Source organism: Magnetococcus marinus MC-1, from assembly GCF_000014865.1.
In the GTDB taxonomy this organism is placed as follows: domain Bacteria; phylum Pseudomonadota; class Magnetococcia; order Magnetococcales; family Magnetococcaceae; genus Magnetococcus; species Magnetococcus marinus.
This window is the reverse complement of sequence record NC_008576.1, coordinates 3,313,494-3,329,597: the sequence shown is the minus strand read 5'-3', so window position 1 is coordinate 3,329,597 and position 16,104 is coordinate 3,313,494. Positions and strand designations below refer to the sequence as shown.

At 49.6% G+C, this 16,104-nt stretch carries 14 protein-coding genes and 2 pseudogenes; 4 read left to right on the top strand and 12 right to left on the bottom strand.

The genetic code is table 11. The annotated features are described in order from the left end of the window. Positions 1 to 54 precede the first annotated feature (54 nt). From MMC1_RS13450 to MMC1_RS22205, 7 genes and pseudogenes are all read right to left on the bottom strand, one after another. A pseudogene (locus MMC1_RS13450) lies at positions 55 to 1,518 on the bottom strand (IS1634 family transposase); the annotation flags it as partial. A gap of 13 nt (positions 1,519 to 1,531) precedes the next feature. Continuing rightward, the gene (tnpC, locus tag MMC1_RS13445) at positions 1,532 to 3,112 is read right to left on the bottom strand and encodes an IS66 family transposase (RefSeq protein WP_011714234.1); all 1,581 of its coding nucleotides are present in this window, start codon (positions 3,110 to 3,112) and stop codon (positions 1,532 to 1,534) included. Between the two features lie 35 nt (positions 3,113 to 3,147). Continuing rightward, complete coding sequence (gene tnpB, locus MMC1_RS13440; protein WP_011714233.1) at positions 3,148 to 3,507, bottom strand: IS66 family insertion sequence element accessory protein TnpB; 360 nt, start codon at positions 3,505 to 3,507, stop codon at positions 3,148 to 3,150. Then, complete coding sequence (gene tnpA, locus MMC1_RS13435; RefSeq protein WP_011714232.1) at positions 3,507 to 3,848, bottom strand: IS66 family insertion sequence element accessory protein TnpA; 342 nt, start codon at positions 3,846 to 3,848, stop codon at positions 3,507 to 3,509. The genes tnpB (MMC1_RS13440) and tnpA (MMC1_RS13435) overlap by 1 nt, the downstream gene beginning before the upstream one ends. A gap of 364 nt (positions 3,849 to 4,212) precedes the next feature. Further along, entirely contained in the window at positions 4,213 to 5,280 is a 1,068-nt protein-coding gene (locus tag MMC1_RS13430; RefSeq protein ID WP_011714231.1) for an integrase core domain-containing protein, read from the bottom strand. 390 nt (positions 5,281 to 5,670) lie between these two features. Beyond that, positions 5,671 to 5,949: pseudogene (locus MMC1_RS13425) on the bottom strand (transposase); the annotation flags it as partial. 473 nt (positions 5,950 to 6,422) lie between these two features. Further along, on the bottom strand, positions 6,423 to 6,878 hold the full coding sequence (locus tag MMC1_RS22205; protein WP_227665234.1) for an integrase core domain-containing protein: 456 nt from the start codon (positions 6,876 to 6,878) through the stop codon (positions 6,423 to 6,425). Positions 6,879 to 7,405: 527 nt separating this feature from the next. Here MMC1_RS22205 and MMC1_RS13410 point away from each other — a divergent pair. From MMC1_RS13410 to tnpC (MMC1_RS13395), 4 genes are all read left to right on the top strand, one after another. Further along, positions 7,406 to 8,374, top strand: coding sequence for an Rpn family recombination-promoting nuclease/putative transposase (locus tag MMC1_RS13410; protein ID WP_011714227.1), 969 nt, complete (start codon positions 7,406 to 7,408; stop codon positions 8,372 to 8,374). 215 nt (positions 8,375 to 8,589) lie between these two features. Beyond that, positions 8,590 to 8,940 (top strand): IS66 family insertion sequence element accessory protein TnpA, encoded by a 351-nt coding sequence (gene tnpA / locus MMC1_RS13405; protein WP_011714226.1) that lies wholly within the window; start codon positions 8,590 to 8,592, stop codon positions 8,938 to 8,940. Then, positions 8,937 to 9,296, top strand: a complete 360-nt coding sequence (gene tnpB, locus MMC1_RS13400) for an IS66 family insertion sequence element accessory protein TnpB (protein WP_011714225.1) — start codon at positions 8,937 to 8,939, stop codon at positions 9,294 to 9,296. Before tnpA (MMC1_RS13405) ends, tnpB (MMC1_RS13400) begins: the two co-directional genes overlap by 4 nt. A 34-nt stretch (positions 9,297 to 9,330) precedes the next feature. After that, entirely contained in the window at positions 9,331 to 10,878 is a 1,548-nt protein-coding gene (gene tnpC, locus MMC1_RS13395) for an IS66 family transposase (protein ID WP_011714224.1), read from the top strand. Between the two features lie 434 nt (positions 10,879 to 11,312). Here tnpC (MMC1_RS13395) and MMC1_RS20300 read toward each other — a convergent pair whose 3' ends face one another. The 5 genes from MMC1_RS20300 to MMC1_RS13370 all read right to left on the bottom strand — a co-directional run bounded on the left by MMC1_RS20300 (position 11,313) and on the right by MMC1_RS13370 (position 16,057). Continuing rightward, positions 11,313 to 13,316, bottom strand: coding sequence for an ATP-binding protein (locus MMC1_RS20300; RefSeq protein WP_011714223.1), 2,004 nt, complete (start codon positions 13,314 to 13,316; stop codon positions 11,313 to 11,315). A gap of 354 nt (positions 13,317 to 13,670) precedes the next feature. Next, complete coding sequence (locus tag MMC1_RS13385) at positions 13,671 to 14,084, bottom strand: hypothetical protein (RefSeq protein ID WP_011714222.1); 414 nt, start codon at positions 14,082 to 14,084, stop codon at positions 13,671 to 13,673. Further along, positions 14,084 to 15,421 carry a recombinase family protein gene (locus MMC1_RS13380; RefSeq protein WP_011714221.1) on the bottom strand — a complete coding sequence of 446 codons (1,338 nt, stop codon included), beginning with the start codon at positions 15,419 to 15,421 and terminating at the stop codon, positions 14,084 to 14,086. Before MMC1_RS13380 ends, MMC1_RS13385 begins: the two co-directional genes overlap by 1 nt. Continuing rightward, entirely contained in the window at positions 15,418 to 15,852 is a 435-nt protein-coding gene (locus MMC1_RS13375; RefSeq protein WP_011714220.1) for a DUF2924 domain-containing protein, read from the bottom strand. The genes MMC1_RS13380 and MMC1_RS13375 overlap by 4 nt, the downstream gene beginning before the upstream one ends. Continuing rightward, positions 15,842 to 16,057 carry a hypothetical protein gene (locus tag MMC1_RS13370; RefSeq protein WP_011714219.1) on the bottom strand — a complete coding sequence of 72 codons (216 nt, stop codon included), beginning with the start codon at positions 16,055 to 16,057 and terminating at the stop codon, positions 15,842 to 15,844. Before MMC1_RS13370 ends, MMC1_RS13375 begins: the two co-directional genes overlap by 11 nt. Positions 16,058 to 16,104 lie beyond the last annotated feature (47 nt).

Below are 16,104 nucleotides of genomic sequence, written 5' to 3'. Positions count from 1 at the left end.
TACATTGATATCAAGCTGTAATTTACTTGAACACGGTGCGCGTCACTGGACACATTAAGGCGAGATGCTGAGTAGCCGGAAAGCCTCCTGCTGTAGAGGGGTGATGTTAGCAAGCATTTCAAAAGGTTTACCAGCCGCGGGCTCCCATTGGGCACGGACGGTGTTACGGGTCAAGGTGGCTAATTGCTCCAACAGGGTGCTGAAGCTCTGCAAGGCATGGCCTGTTGGAGAACGTCTTGTGCCGGTCTTCTCTTTGGCGTTTGGAGATGGCTCTCTGGGCATGACAGGATCGTCGGGGAGCAGTGGCGCTTCATCGGTGAACAGTAGCGTTTTGAGCTTGATCCGCATTTCCCGTTCTACCATGTAGGCCAGCATGCACAGGAAGACATGGGCTTTGATGCGATCGGCACGGAAATGAAAGATCGGGCGTATATCCAGACTGCTCTTTAGATCTCTGAAGGCGCTCTCTACCTGGGCCAATGATTTGTATTGGCGGATCGTGTCGGCACTGGAGATCTCCTTTTCGGGAAGGTTGGTGCGGACCACATAGATACCGTCCAGGGCTGTTTCCTGATCAATAACAGCCTGCTTACGGGACCAAATGAACCGCCCTGGAGCAATCTCCAAGTTGAAATAACGGGCGATTTTAAGCTTGCGCAGAACCCGGTCGGCTCGTTTGCCAATTTGGCCACAATCACGCAAAGAGCCCTCTTGCACGGCTTGCAGGATCGTCTCCAACCCCTGTTCTGCGGCAGCCAACAGTTCCCGTCGTGAGCGTCCCTGATCCTCGGCTAGGAAGGGATTGCGGCAAACCATCAGTCGCTCACCTGGGAAATCTGGGGAGGTAATCTCGGCAAAGTTGCGCGCATCGAATAAGGAAGGCCAGTTGTCTGCTTTGGCCAGTGATCGGATGGTACTGTGGCGCAAGGCGGTAATCCATGAAAAGCCAGCAGGTTGGATATCTTCGTCAATCCGGGCCTGGGTGATCATGCCCCGATCACCAACAACAATGACCCGCTTGAGGCCAAAGCGCGCCTTGAGCTTGTTCACTTGGGCGGTCAGCGTCGTGGGATCGCCTGTATGGCCGGGAAACACCTCCACGGCTAGAGGGCGGCCCTCCTTATCGCACAGCAGGCCAATCTCAATCTGTAGTTTGTCTGGTCGGTGGTCTCGGCTGTAGCCGTATTCAGCCAGTTCGCACTGCCTTCCTTCAAGATAGGTGGAGGTGAGATCAAACAACACCATGGAGCCATCCTGAAGGTGCTGTTTCACCAGGAGATTCTCAATTCGCTCCTGTTGCGCTCCGAGCCAATCCAAGGCCTTGTAGAGCTCTTCCTTGTTGGCATCGTCCACGCCAAACTCCTGCCCCAAGGTGGTCGTGTTGAACAGCCGGTGCGAGGCCAGTTTGGATGCAGGTTGAAGCACTCTCTGGGCAATAAGTGCCAAGACCAAATCGCGGTAACGCGTATGTTTTGTTCCCAGCAAACGCTTAAGACCCAAAGATTTGTAAGCGCCCATTTCTCCCCATCAACTACCCTGTCGGTTCAGCAGCAGATTTCAAATTCCACGGGAGCAACAGGTCGAACTCATCCACGGTTTGCGCTGTGGCGAGGCCCTCAAAGACCTTTGTAAAATACTCGAAGGGCTCCCAACCATTGGCTTTGGCCGTTTCGATCAAACTGTAGAGGTTTGCCGAGGCCCTTGCACCTCGAACAGAGTTGCTGAAGAGCCAATTTTTCCTGCCAATCACAAAGGGGCGAATGGCATTCTCGGCTCTATTGTTGTCAATTTCCAGGCGTCCATCATCCAAATATCGAATCAGAGAGGACCACTGATTGGTCAGATATCCCATCGCTTCGCCGAGTTTGCTTTTCGGTAACACCCCTGCTCGATTATCTTCCAGCCAGGTTTTTAACTCATCGATAATGGGGCGGGAACGCTCCTGGCGCACCTTGTAACGTCGCTCTGGAGTAGCCTCTTCCTCACGCAGATCTTTTTCCACTGCGTACAGTTTCCGGATCAGCGACAGTGCCTGCCCAGCCTTGCCCATCTTGCCTTTTTTGGATTTTCCCAACGCTTTGATCGCCTCGTCAAATTGACGACGGGCATGCGCAAAACACCCCATCAGGATCACATCTTCCTGCGCACCCACACCCAGATAACCTGCATACCCATCCGTTTGCAGCCAGCCTTTATAGCCCGCCAACAGCCGTTTCGGAACCTCGGCACCGCGTGTGGGATCGTAATCAAACAAAATCACCGGACTACCCGGAGGACCACCTCGCTGTACCCACATATAGGAGTTACTGGCTGCAACTTTATCTTTTTCCTTAAGCACTTGAACCGTTGTTTCATCCATCTGCAGGATATCGTAATCCAGCATCTTGTCCCGCATCAGATTGATCAACGGCTGCACCAGTTGGCCGCACTGGATCATCCAATTGGCCAGCGTGGTTCGACAGACAGCAATCCCTGCACGGGTCAGAATGGAGCCCTGTCGATAGAGCGGTAACCCATCGGCATACTTGGATACCGCCACATGGGCCAATAGAGCAGCTGTAGCCAACGCCTTGGGAATGGGACGTTTGGGTGCAGGGGCCGTCTTCACGCCCTGTTTGCAATGAGGACAGCCATATTTGATCTGGATGTGCCGCAACACCTGCACCTTGGCCGGAATAATATCCAGTTGCTCGCTGGTCTCACGGCCAATCTCGACCAAATGGTGACCATCCAGGCCACAAACCAATGCCGACTCAGGCAGCTCATGAAGGATATCTACCCGAGGCAACCACTCTGGTAACGGCTTGCGTCCTTTGGACTTCGCTTTGCGGCTATGGGCAGGAACCTGGATCTCTTCGGCATCCTCTTCAGGTTCCTCGGCAGCCGTCACTTCTGCCTCATCGAACAGACCCAACTGGCGGGGATCGCTCTTCTCACTGGAACGCCCAAACCGCTTGGCAATGAGAATATTCAGCTTCTCCCTCAGAAGCTGGGCTTCATGCTCCATACGCTTGCTTTTGTCCTGTAAAAAGACATTTTCAGCCTGCAAGGAAAGTATTATTTCCCGCAAAGCGGCAGGGTCATCAGGGAGTGTCTTTGGTAGCGTTTTCATACCCGGAATTATACCAAAAAAACCACCTTAACTCTCTATACAATCGAAGAAAAATGCAGTTTATTGTGGCCCTTCATTGCCGCTAGGTTGTAGCCATCAAGTAGCCAATTCAGCTGCCGCCCCGTGATCTGGATTTCGGCGGTACCTCCCTGACGCAACCAGTGAAATCGGTCCTTTTCCAGCCGCTTTTGCCACAGACAGAACCCATTCTGTTCCCAATAAAGGATTTTCACCTTGTCCAATGATCGATTGCGAAACACGAACAGAGCCTCATCAAAGGGATTCAATTCCAGTTCTGCCTCCACCAATGCAGCCAGTCCGTTGATCCCCTTCCTGAAATCCACCGGCTCCAAACAGAGATGGACGACAGAAATATCCGGCGATGGGCGCATCATCACAAGGCTGCCACAGATCGCAGGACAGAGAGCAAGCTCTCGCCACCATTCCCTGACCACTCCACCGTCATACCATTTGGGAACTGAATCCGGCAGACCCCTGCTGGAGACGTCGAACTCAATTCCAATCGCTGAAAACGTCGCTTGCCCGATCCTGACTCTTCTAGAAACCCCATTTGCGTCAGCTTGCGCTTCCAAAAGTACAACGATGGAAGGCTCAGACCATTGGCTTCGGCATACCCCTTAATGGTACCAGCTTCCAAACGGCAAGTATGCAAATGAGCAAGCCAGTACTGCTGCTTCTCGCTCAACCCAGATCCGTCGATTGATTTGTCCGTCATTTTAGCCTCCTGAAAATTTGTATCTCAGAAAGCTTGACACACCTTCAAAACAAACTGAATCCTGGGGAGAAATGGACGCTTACCAAAAATGCCTAAAAAAATAGGCGGAGAAGGTTTGCTAAAGGGTGGCGTTTGGTCAACCATAAGAAATCGTTATAGATTTCTCTCTATAAGCCACTCGCAAGAGTGGCTTTTTTTGTACCAAAATTCTGCAATGATTCCAAGCGTTAGCAACCTGTCCAAATTACCGAGCCTCGTAGTGTAGGTCGGGGTAGGGTTGAGGGGTGCCAAAATGTGTACACACTGCTTTCAGTTTATAATACAAGCGTATGGTACACTTTTTGGTGAGCGGTAGGAATGGGCTCTATGCAGCCTCCCGATAGTAAGATTTGATGATTCCTCCAAGCTTTTCTTTGCATTTGATGGGACCATCGCGGGCAGCTTTGAAATTAACGTCCAGCACGTTGTTGTCGCGGCCAGCACCACGGTGTGGGCGATCATGGTTATAATGGTCGAGCCAGGTAGAGAGAATATGGTTTAACTGTGACCGGCTGAAGCAGACAAAATAGTTCAGGCACTCGCGTTTTAACGTGCCGATGAAGGACTCTGCAAAGGCATTGGCCTGTGGTGCATTATGCGGTATTTGGATCACTCGAACGGAATCGCTTCGCCAGACTTCCAGAAAAGGGCCGGAGAACTTGGTGTCGCCGTCGCGGATCAGATAGCTTGGTTTGATGCCTTGCTGGTCACACCAAAAAAGGGCATTGCGGGCTTGCTGTGTGACCCATGCGCTATCTGGTGCATAGGTGGCTGAACTGGTAAAAGCACGCCGAGAAGCCAGGTGGATGAAAATAAGCACGTATGCGGTTTTCTTGCCGAGCAGCGTATACACATCTTTGGAGAAAAAGTCGCATGCCAGAGTAGTTTCAAGGTGGGCCTTGATGAAGGTGTCCCAGGGTAGAGGTGGTGTCGGTTTGCTCTTCTCTGGTTCTGGGTGAATGCCTGCCTCATTAAGAATGCGTTTGACCGAGTTGGCTCCAGCATAGAGGCCAAGCTTTTTGAGCTCTCCGACGATCCGTCGATAGCCCCATTGGAGATTCTCCTTGGCCATGCAGATCACTGTGTCCCTCAACTCCTGAGTCAGTCGTGGCCTGCCGACTTGCTTGAAAGGCTTTCCTGATGAGGATTGGTTGAGCCAGCGACGATAGGTGTTGGGCTTGACGATCATGATCAGATCGTTGATCTGGTGATCAAAGTCAGCCCCCAGTCGCAACAGTTCAGATTTTTCCTCAGGTGAGGCGATAACACGCTGGCTGGGAAGTCGTTCCTGGAGTATTCTGACCTGGGCTTTGAGCAGCCGGATCTGCGCGTTATGACGAGGGCTGAAAAACTGGGAGATCAGCCCCCAGATAAGGAGTGATAGTGAGTTCATGTGCACCAAAACGACCGGATCAGGTTTTTTCAAAAAAAGATGGCGGTGCAATGATATACCCAGATCCTACAAATTGGCACCCCGCTCAAAATGGCCGGGAATTGGGCCAGATGATTTTTGAATATTTTTCCCACCAGATTACAGATTCCTGCCCCCTAAAGTTCGGACTTCCAGTCTCTACATTCGGGCTTTTTCCCCTCAAGTTCGGACCTCTTGTAAGTCCCCCAAGGCACCATATGCCAGTGTGGGCCTCCAAATATCACAAATAATACGCAAACATAGTGTGAAATGAGGGTGTTTGAGTTCCTTTGAAAACATCATGTTATTGTGTGCCAAGTCTCCAGAGACGGTTCGTTTCGGGAGCCGAACCCTCCAATCGATCATCAACTACTCGTAATCAGGGTCTTCAATCATCTGGTCAAGCAGCTTCTCCCAGATCCCTTTGTCGCGCCACCGGCAGAAACGGCGTTGAGTGTTGTTCCAATCGCCATAATCTGGTGGAAGATCGCGCCATGGCGCACCTGTACGCAAGATCCAAAACACCGCATTGATAAAAAGGCGGTTGTCCTTGGCTACTCCTCCCCAGCTTCCAGCCCTTCCAGGCAAATGGGGCTCAAGGCGTGACCATAGTTGGTCTGAAATATCGTGCCTACGGTAAGATGCAGTCATGTCAAAGCCTCCTTGCTTTGACTCCTATTCTACATCAGCTTATCTCGTGTCGACAGTATCTAACATCACCCCTCTACAGCAGGAGGCTTTCCGGCTACTCAGCATCTCGCCTTAATGTGTCCAGTGACGCGCACCGTGTTCAAGTAAATTACAGCTTGATATCAATGTATTATACATTTTTTAAACAGAAAGTCCGGTCTCGTAAACCTCATCTGCACCAAAACTGGCCCTGAGTTGGAGAGCAGCGTAGCGATTTTTCTGGTCGGATGAGGTGAAATTTGGGAGAATCAGGGGCGGAATAGATGCTTGGTGTGGCTGGATTCTTCTAAAAATAGGATTTCAGGTACGGAGGATTGGAACGTCAAGCCAATGCGCTCTTTGAAAATCAGAAACCGATAGCTGACAGATGTCAGGCAGCGATACGTTGGTACCGATGGTGCAGACCGCCGAGAACTGGGAGGGCAACGATGTTGCTAGACTCTTCTGGCTGGACTGCCCGATGGACTGGGGAATCTTTGGACAGTCCTAAATGGGTCCGCTAGTTGGTAATAATCCACATACTCCCCAAGCCGCTGTTGCAGGTGTTCTTCGTTGAGCACGATGATGTGATCAAAGCACTCTCGGCGTAAACTGCCGATCACTCTTTCGCAGTAGGCGTTTTGCCAGGGCGAGGCCTTTGCCGTGATCACAGTTTCAATGCCCATTCTTTTGAGCGCATATTGGCTGGCCATGAAAAGCGGATCGTGGTCGTGCAATAGGAATCGTGGTGCTGTATCCCAAGGGGACGCCTCCCGAATTTGCTGGACAACCCAAGTTGATGTTGGATTGGTGGTAACGTTGATGTGAATGATACGCCGCCACTCATGATCAATAAGAATCAGGACGTGCAGCACCTTGAAAAAGATTGTCGGTATGGTGAAGAAGTCCATGGCCACGATCTGATTTACGTGGTTATCAAGGTAGGTCCTCCAGGTCTGAGCATGTACTTTGAGACCGATGTTTCCCCGACATCATACCCCAATTTAAGTAACTCGCCGTGAATGCGTGGTGCTCCCCAGAGTGGATTTTCCCGCGACATTTGCCGAATTAGGTCACGCACTTCCTGCGGGACGCGAGGACGGCCAGGGCGCATTGGTCGCGACTTCCGTTTCCAATAGAGCTTGAAGCCTTGCTTGTGCCATTTGATAACGGTGGCTGGTTTTATAATCACTAACGCGTGTTTCCACCTAGGCCAGATCTGAGATAGCCAAACCCAAAAGATCCTGTCCATATGGCGTAGGGTAGGGCGCTTGGGGCGTTGGCGTTGTAAGACATTAATCTGGTGGCGCAGGGCGAGGATTTCCAGTTGCAGGGCTGCACGAGACCTGAACAACCCCATGAAGTAGTGGATGAGTTCTGTTAGTGTGCCGAGCATGTTATACCCTTGGGAAAATGCTTTGAATGGAATGACCACTGTATGACGAAGATTACCCAGCCGCACGATCGGTTTCTGAAGGCATTGTTGAGTGATCCAGATAAGACTGGAACTTTGCTTCGGGAGCGTCTGCCAAAGGAAGTAGCAGAGTTACTGTCATCAGAGCCGCCTGTCTTGGTGGATGGAACCTTCATTGATGGCGAGTTTCGGGAGCATTTAACGGACCGGCTTTTCAAGGTTAAGACTCAAGAGGGGAAGGCGGCATACATTTACGCGCTGATTGAGCACAAGAGCTATGCAGACGAATGGGTTGCCTTTCAACTTTTGCGCTATATGGTCAGGATCTGGGAGCGGTTTCTGAAAGAAGGGCAGCAGAAGCTACCTCCGATTGTGCCTCTGGTGGTTTATCATGGGGCTCGTGAGTGGACGGTCCCAAACCAGTTTTCAGCATTGCTTGAAGCAGATAAGGGTTTGTTACACCATCTGCTTGATTTCAGCTTTGCGGTGACGGATTTAGGGCGCATCGCGGATGATGACCTGTCTCAGGATACTCATTTGCGAGCTGCTCTGATGGCGATGAAGTATGCGTTTCATAGTGCGGATGGTGTGGTTGTCATTCCGCAGATAGGGAAGGGTGCCCAAGGGGATCCCGAGTTTGCCAAGCTGGTGTTGAGATATCTGATTCAAACGTACAGGGGAATGACAATGGCAGATGTACAGGCATATGCGGAAGAGGCTTTTCCAGGAGAAGCGGAGCACTATGCATCGCAGTTTGCGCGTGAGATGATGTCTAAGGGTCGTCAAGAGGGCCGTCAAGAGGGCCGTCAAGAGGGCCGTCAAGAGGGCCGTCAAGAAGGTGAATCTTCACTTCTTCTGAGACAGCTTCATCGCCGATTTGGAGAAGTACCTGGTTGGGCGGAGTTAAAAGTAGCGAATGCTACAATTGATGAACTGGAGACCTGGGGTGAGCAAATTTTTGATGCGGAGACGCTGGAAGCCGTATTCAAGTAGGGTCAGGGTTCGTGAATTTATGTGATCGGGCGAGCGGACCTTTGAAGCAAACTTTTCGAGGTCGAATTGGAAGCTTTTTTGCTGTTTTGTTGATAAATATCAATGCGATGTGACTTATTTTTGCTAGAGTTCTGTAAGCGGTCAATAGAGCCCAGGGTTCCCACGAACCACACATTGCCGGATACTCCCTGAAACCACAATTCAGGGAGGCAATCATGAGCAAGACATCTCAAAAACATCTCAGGCAAGAGCATATCAAATTTTGGCATAATCACCTTGAAGCGCAGCGTTTGTCAGGGATGAGCGTGCGTGTGTATGCTGGTCAGCATGGATTAGCGGCATCGACGTTTTACGAATGGCGCAAACGTCTGCTGGCCATGGGCGAAGCATTGCAATCGGAGGATGTTAGAGCAGAGCCCCTTTTTCAAAGTTTCAAGATTGAGCGCTTAGCGGAAACCACTTCAGCCTGTCAGATTCGACTCAATAATGGGGTGGTGATTGAGTGGCCAGGCGGTGAAGGAGTCGCTTTGATGTCCATTTTGCGCATGACGGCAGCGTTGTCATGATGCGCCCAGCAGCAGATCTGACAGAGGTTCATATTTGCCTGAAACCTGTAGACTTTCGCAAGGGGATCAATGGGCTGGCTGTTCTCGTTGAATCAGAGCTGGCTCTGAATCCTTTCGAGAGTGGGTTGTTTGTCTTTACCAATCGCGGGCGGGATAAAATCAAGGTTTTGTACTGGGAGCGCAATGGTTTTTGTCTCTGGCAAAAACGTCTGGAAGCTGAGCGATTCCACTGGCCTTCAGGGGATAAAGATGCTGCGCAGAAGGTTACAGGCCAGCAGTTGAACTGGCTTCTGGATGGCTACAATTTAAACCTTATGCAGCCCCATAAAAAAGTGCAATTTTCGTCAATAATATAGTGTGTTGCATGCTGATTTTCAGTATAATAACAGCATGAAAATAAAGCCTCAAACACTGCCCGATGACCCTGCCGAATTGAAGGCGCTGGTACAATCTCTTCAAGAAGAGATGAAGCTGCTGCGTGAGCAGTTGCACATCCTCATATCCAAACGCTTCGGACGCTCCAGTGAGAAATATGATCCTAATCAGCTGGGGCTGTTTGACGAAGCTGAACTCATTGGTGCGACTGCGGCGGATGATGTCGAGGAATCTGCCACGGATAAAGGGGGTGCCGCATCTGGGCATTCGCGTAAGAAACGTGGGCGCAAGCCTTTCCCTGACTGGTTAAACCGCGTCGAGGTGATTCATGAACTGCCAGAGTCGGAGCGGCGCTGTGGTGTGGATGGTTCCGAGCTGGTAGAGATTGGTCGAGAGGTCAGCGAGCAGCTGGATATCGTGCCGGCCAAGGTACAAGTCATCCGTAACATCCAGATCAAATATGGCTGTCCCCACTGCAAGTCTGGCGTAAAAACCGCCCCAGCCCCTCGCCGTCCAATCCCTAAACTGCTGGGCACAGCCGCAATGCTGGCGCATGTGGTGGTCAGTAAGTATGCCGATGGCCTGCCTCTCTACCGTCAAGGTTCGATTTTAACCCGCGCTGGTATTGATCTTCCACGTAACACTCTGGCTCATTGGATGATTCTCGCTGGACGTGAGATTCAGCCGCTCATTAACTTGATGCGGGATCAGCTTTTAGCCTATCCCATCATTCAGATGGATGAGACACCGGTTCAGGTGCTCAAAGAACCCCAAAAAATCGCCCAAAGCAAATCCTATATGTGGGTACAGAGAGGCGGTCCTCCAGATAAACCGATCATCTTGTTTCATTATGACCCCACTCGCAGCAGCAAGGTCCCTAAAGATCTGTTGGCTGACTATAAAGGCTATCTACAGACCGATGCCTATGCGGGCTATCTGGATGTTGCAGCCCAGCCAGATATTATCCATCTGGGTTGTATGAGCCATGCACGACGCAAGTTTGATGAAGCCATCAAGGCGCTGGGCACCAACAAAAACCGCAAAGCCACTCGGGCGGATGAAGCGCTGACCATGGTACAGCAGCTCTACGCCATAGAAAAAGAGCTGCGCAAGGATGAAGCCGATGCCGAAACGCGATTCAAAGTGCGTCAAGCTAAAGCCAAACCTGTCATGGCTGAGTTGAGAGTCTGGTTGGAAAAGAATCTACCCCTGACACCACCTAAAAGTGCTTTGGGAAAAGCCATGGCCTATCTGTTTACAGAGTGGCGTAAGCTTATCCGCTATCTGGATGACGGCCGCTTAGAAATCGATAACAATGCCTGTGAAAACGCCATCCGCCCCTTTGTTATCGGTCGGAAAGGGTGGCTTTTCAGCACATCTGTTAAGGGCGTTAAGGCCTCCGCCAACCTCTACAGCCTCATCGAAACCGCCAAAGCCAACGGCCTGGAGCCGTTCGCTTACTTCCAGCATCTCTTCACAAAACTCCCCTACGCCGAGCGGGTCGATGATTTTGACCGCCTACTTCCTTGGAATGTGGATAAGGCCGATCTGTCAACTTCCTGAATAACGTGCTTTATAGAGCGCTTACAGAGTTCTTGGGTAGCGAGTGTGACCCTCTTGCGAAACAAAAATGCCTAAAAAATAGGCGGAGAAGGTTTGCTAAAGGGTGGCGTTTGGTCAACCAATAACCCTGATTCGGAAACGAGTCGGGGTTTTTTGTTGCCTGAAATTCATTAACGTTTCCAATGGTTAGCGCTTGGCCCTGATTCTCTGTTTCTCCTCTCTCTGACCCGATATTCTCTCTTCTCCGCCATATTCTCCAAAAGCCGAGGACTTTGACAGGTCGATCTTCAGATCTGAGGACCTCAGAGAATCAATAGGTTACATGTTCTCCACTCTTCAGCTTTTCGAAACCGGCTTGCTGGAGGGAGTAAGACCTAATAGAAAAAATTGTGTGATGGATACAAAAGCTTTATTGTATAGCATGCCAGATAAAATCAGAGCGCATGGTTATCAATGATGTCGATTAAGCGCGCTTTTTTGATTGGTTTGGTAAGATGAAAATTACAGCCAGCATCAATAGATTTTTTTTCATCCTCGAGCATAACATGTGCCGTCAGAGCAATTATCGGAACATTTCTATTCGATTGTTGAGTTAACTCCCAGGCTCTAATAGCCCTTGTGGCAGATAGTCCATCCATAACCGGCATTTGAATATCCATAAAAATGATATCAAAATGTTTTTCTTTGACCAGTGTTAGGGCTTCTTTACCGTTTTCTGCCGTTGTTAGTGCATGGGGATATCTGCGTAAGTATGCTTGAATCAATGATCGATTATCCTCAGAATCATCTACGAGAAGAATTCGTTTAGCTGGCTTGTTTGCTGTCGAATCAGCACAGATTTTTTGTCGTTCCCATTGCCGTCTATCTACTGCAGGGCTAGCTATTGAATTATCTGAGGAACTATTTAATAAGTGATTCTGCGGAGGATCTGTTTCCGGTAATGGCAAATCAAAAGTAAAGGTGCTACCGGTTCCTTCATGGCTTTCAACAGAAAGATTTCCTTGCATTTGAACGATCAAGCTCTGAGTGATAGCTAGTCCTAAACCTGTGCCGCCGAATTTTCTAGTGATAGAAGAGTCTGCTTGTTGAAATGGAAGAAAGATCTTTTCTTGCAAAGATGATGGTATGCCAATACCTGTATCACTTACAGAAAAGCTTAGCCGATCATTTTCAAGCGCCGATACCGTTAAAGTCACTCCACCACAGGAAGTAAACTTAACCGCATTGCCTAGCAAATTGAATAAAACCTGTCTAAGCCTGTGAATGTCGCCTTTCACAAATGATGGCAAGGCGTTTTTCACCTCGACTTTTAGATATAAGCCCTTTTTAGAAGCTCCCTGCTCGAACATTCCCACTGTATTGTTTAACAAATTTTGTAATGAAAATATATTTTCTTCAATTAACATGCTGCCTGATTCAATTTTAGATAGGTGAAGAATATCATTTATTAATAATAGAAGATTATCTCCAGCGCTTGTCAGTATGTTTAATTGTCGTTTATGTTCAAAATCTGTTATCTCTTCTTGAAGAAGTTCACCTAGTCCAATTATCGCATTCAAGGGAGTACGAATCTCATGGCTTATATTTGCAATGAACAGACTTTTTTCTTTGTTTAAAATTTCTGCTGCTATTATCTGAGATTCTTTTTCGATCAGTATTTCTCTGTTTAACTTTTCTTGGGCAATGGCTGCTTTGCTAAATTTTGAATAAACTATTTTAAATAAAGAAATGCTTATTAGAGAAGAAAAGATGAAGCTCGTAGCAAATAGTGTATTTAATAGGCTTTTTGCAAGTCGACCTAATTCACCAAGAACAAGTGAGAAATTGTTTTCAAGCTTGGTTGCGTTATTATCTATCAGTTTTATTTGTTTTAATATGTTTGGTGAAACAGTGTTTTTTCCGTTTATATTGTGAGTGTATTGAATTTTTTCTGCTAAATCCTGCAGCTTGAAAATCTCTTTATCACCTAGCTCCCAAATACGGATTGCTTCTTTTATCTGTTCTAGCCAGCTAAGGTGAACAATAATCAAGCTCATAGTGCGAATATCATTCGAGTGAACTCCTGAAGCTTTAAGGTTATGGGAAGCAATTTCAAAGTTTGGTGGACTTTCCTGTAACGCATTTCTCGCTTTTCTCATATACATAATTGGAATTAGTGCTTGTTGAAACTTCTCGTAATCCAGAGCGTCTCCTGTAGCAGAATAACTGATCAGTTGAATGACAGCAGATTTTTGATTCTTAGACCACGTGCCTTCAGCCTTCACCCAACCTCGTAAGCCTGACATTAACTCCAGGCCCGAAAAGCTGAAGAAAGAAAAAAGCAAGAAAATAAACAGAAGCTGGATAATATAAATGTATGCAGACTGCCTGGGATTTTTGGGTAGCCCTTTGATCGTTTTATCTGACTGATTAGTTGATTTCACAGCTATCCCCGCCATTAGCAGCTACATGCAGATGCGTGTTACTAAATCTTAGCGGTTTGAGCGGAGAGGGTCCATAATATACGTCGTGGGTCAGTTTTGGATTGTAGGTGAGGGACGCTAAATAACAGAGTCTGTTAAAGAATCATTAGCCGGGCCAGGGCTCTTTGGGCTTTGTTTGGGGAGGGTAGAAAGGTGATTGCTGGTCAATGGCGTCCAGGGCGTTGGCCATCATGGCTGGGTTGGTCTGCATAGCTTCCTCCTTTTTTTGGAGTGTTTTTTATGAGAGAGCTATGGTGCAGTAGAGGGTAAGGCAGGGTCAATGAAGAGAAAACGGGTGTACAATAACGCCCTTTGTAGCCAGTTGTTTTTCTATCCTTTGGGTTGGGGGAAGCCCAAAGCCTCACGCTGCTGTGGCCATTCATCGGAGAAGCCACGCATAAGATCCGAAAGGGCCAGTGATTTTGGCTGACGGCCTTCTGTAATGGCTTCCACGATATCGGGGGCCAACTGAGTCAGTCGAATGGTTTTGTTCATGAAGGCAGAATCGATTTTTTCACGAGAGGCCAGCTCTTTGGCAGAGCGTACCTTGCCCGTCTCAATCTCTTTCTGCCATTTGAAGGCCCGAGCCAGAGCGCGTACCATAGCTTCATCTTGCTTTGGCTTGAAGAAGGGGAGCTTTACCCCCTCTGGGATGATGATCTGCCGACGGGAACCTCTGCGTTTCAGGTCGATGGGCATGGTGATGATGATGGTCTTCTTGTCGTCGGTGAGTTTCATGTCCATTATGCGGCCTCCTCGGTGTTGAGTTCATCTACCAAGCTGGTGAGCCCTTCCACCCGGAGGTGCACCTGGAGTCGCTCATTGGAGAGAACCACTTTGCGGACCAATAGTTGAAGAAGCCGGGCTTGCTCAAGAGGGAAGAGTTCCTCCCACACCGGCTCCAGGTTTTGAAGGGTTGTGATGATGCTGTTCTCGCTGCAGTCGGAGTTATCAGCGTCATTGGCAGTTTGCCAAGTTTTGGCGACCAACTCCGGTGAGCGGATCATGCTCTCGATATGGCCCAGCACCAATTCCTCAATCTCACCGGCCGCGATGTTGCCCATGGGACAAGAATCGTAGCTTTTCTTGATGGCGCTGGTGCAGGTGTAGTAGCGGTACATCCTCCCCTTCTTGCGGGTGTAGGTGGTGGTCATGGCCCGACCACAATGCTCACAAGTAATGATGCCCTTGAGGGGGAAGGGGGTGTCGGCGCGTGTTTTGGTTGAGCGGGGCCGCTTGTTCTGGTTGAGAACCGATTGGGCTTTTTCCCATTGGCGCAGGGTAATAATGGGCTCATGCTCACCGGGGTAGGTCTCCCCTTTGATGACCACCTCACCAAGGTAGGTGCGGTTGCCCAGAATGCGGTAGAGGTAGCCCTTATCAATGGGCTTTCCTTCACGGACCCGACCCGATTTTGCGGTGTAAGATTTGGTGTGCCGCCCTTGCTCACCAAGCTCTTTGACCAGCAGGGTGGTGGAGCCTGTTTTGGCGAAGCGATCGAAGATGTGCCTGACCAGGTCCGCCTCCTGCGGGTTGATTACCAGCTTGCGGTTCTCAACGTCATAGCCCAGGGGAGGGTGGCCACCCATCCACATGCCTTTTTTGCGGGAAGCCGCCAGTTTGTCCCGGATCCGCTCGGATGCTACCTCCCGTTCAAACTGCGCAAACGATAAAAGCACATTAAGCGTCAGCCGCCCCATGGAGGTGGTGGTGTTGAAGGATTGTGTGATGGAAACGAAGGTGACACCGTGCTGATCAAAGAGCTCCACCATCTTGGTGAAATCCACCAGAGAGCGGGAAAGCCTGTCTATTTTGTACACGCAAACACAGTCAATGCGGCCAGCTTTGATGTCGTTCAATAGCTGATTGAGGGCAGGGCGGTTCATATTCCCGCCGGAGAAACCTCCATCGGAGTAGTGGTCCGGAACCAGCGTCCAACCCTCAGCTTTCTGAGAGATTATATAGCTCTCGCAACTTTCACGCTGTGCGTCCAAGCTATTGAATTGCTGATCTAATCCTTCTTCTGTGCTCTTGCGGGTATAGATAGCGCAGCGGATCTTTTTTGTTGGTTTGTTCTTCATTTCTTACCTCCAAGCCAGAAGATCTTTCCATTCCACCGGGTGCCGGTAACGGCCCGGGCCGCTGCGGAGAGGCTCTTGAATTTGCGCCCCTGATATTCAAAACCGTCATCAAGAACCGTACAGCTGTGCTCCACCCCCTTCCACTCCCTGACCAGCCGGGTGCCAGCCACCGGCAGGCCGTCATTGCGTATGGGGTTGGGGGTTCGGTCCATGGTCTTCTCTTCAGCAGCCTGTGCCTCCAGTTTGGCCTTGGTAGTTTCGGACAGTCCTCCCCAAGCCAGCTCCTGGATGCGGTAAGCCAACCCCCGGATCAGATAGGTGCGGTTATAAGGTGGGGCACTGCTCTTACAGAGGTTCTGCCACATCTCCTTGAGCTCATCGGTGGACTTCTCCGGAAGCGCTGCCACCCGCTTCAAAACGTCACTGGTCATGGTGTTCATCTCCTTGTTTTTGTGGGATGCTTTGGTCACCATATACGCTCTGTTCGGAAACGGAGTCCAGAGGTTTCTGCTGTTTATTCAAGGATGTGCGACTGTTTCTTTTCTCCAAGAAACGCAGTACGCCGTTGGCTAAAATTTCTGCGATTTCGTCCAAGCGTTCTTCCGCTGTTAGGAGGTCTGGATGGATGCCCCTCATGCGTTATCTCCCGGAATATTCAGGTGGGGACGATCAAAGCCCCTTTC

What these genes read in the sequence shown, in the direction of transcription:
- tnpB (WP_011714233.1), bottom strand. Translation starts at nt 3,507, where the DNA reads ATGATGCGCCCATCGCCGGATATTTCTGTCGTCCATCTCTGTTTGGAG.
- tnpC (WP_011714224.1), top strand. Translation starts at nt 9,331, where the DNA reads ATGAAAATAAAGCCTCAAACACTGCCCGATGACCCTGCCGAATTGAAG.
- MMC1_RS13380 (WP_011714221.1), bottom strand. Translation starts at nt 15,421, where the DNA reads ATGAAGAACAAACCAACAAAAAAGATCCGCTGCGCTATCTATACCCGC.
- tnpA (WP_011714232.1), bottom strand. Translation starts at nt 3,848, where the DNA reads ATGACGGACAAATCAATCGACGGATCTGGGTTGAGCGAGAAGCAGCAG.
- tnpB (WP_011714225.1), top strand. Translation starts at nt 8,937, where the DNA reads ATGATGCGCCCAGCAGCAGATCTGACAGAGGTTCATATTTGCCTGAAA.
- MMC1_RS13370 (WP_011714219.1), bottom strand. Translation starts at nt 16,057, where the DNA reads ATGAGGGGCATCCATCCAGACCTCCTAACAGCGGAAGAACGCTTGGAC.
- MMC1_RS13410 (WP_011714227.1), top strand. Translation starts at nt 7,406, where the DNA reads ATGACGAAGATTACCCAGCCGCACGATCGGTTTCTGAAGGCATTGTTG.
- MMC1_RS13430 (WP_011714231.1), bottom strand. Translation starts at nt 5,280, where the DNA reads ATGAACTCACTATCACTCCTTATCTGGGGGCTGATCTCCCAGTTTTTC.
- MMC1_RS13375 (WP_011714220.1), bottom strand. Translation starts at nt 15,852, where the DNA reads ATGACCAGTGACGTTTTGAAGCGGGTGGCAGCGCTTCCGGAGAAGTCC.
- MMC1_RS22205 (WP_227665234.1), bottom strand. Translation starts at nt 6,878, where the DNA reads ATGGACTTCTTCACCATACCGACAATCTTTTTCAAGGTGCTGCACGTC.
- MMC1_RS20300 (WP_011714223.1), bottom strand. Translation starts at nt 13,316, where the DNA reads ATGGCGGGGATAGCTGTGAAATCAACTAATCAGTCAGATAAAACGATC.
- tnpA (WP_011714226.1), top strand. Translation starts at nt 8,590, where the DNA reads ATGAGCAAGACATCTCAAAAACATCTCAGGCAAGAGCATATCAAATTT.
- MMC1_RS13385 (WP_011714222.1), bottom strand. Translation starts at nt 14,084, where the DNA reads ATGGACATGAAACTCACCGACGACAAGAAGACCATCATCATCACCATG.
- tnpC (WP_011714234.1), bottom strand. Translation starts at nt 3,112, where the DNA reads ATGAAAACGCTACCAAAGACACTCCCTGATGACCCTGCCGCTTTGCGG.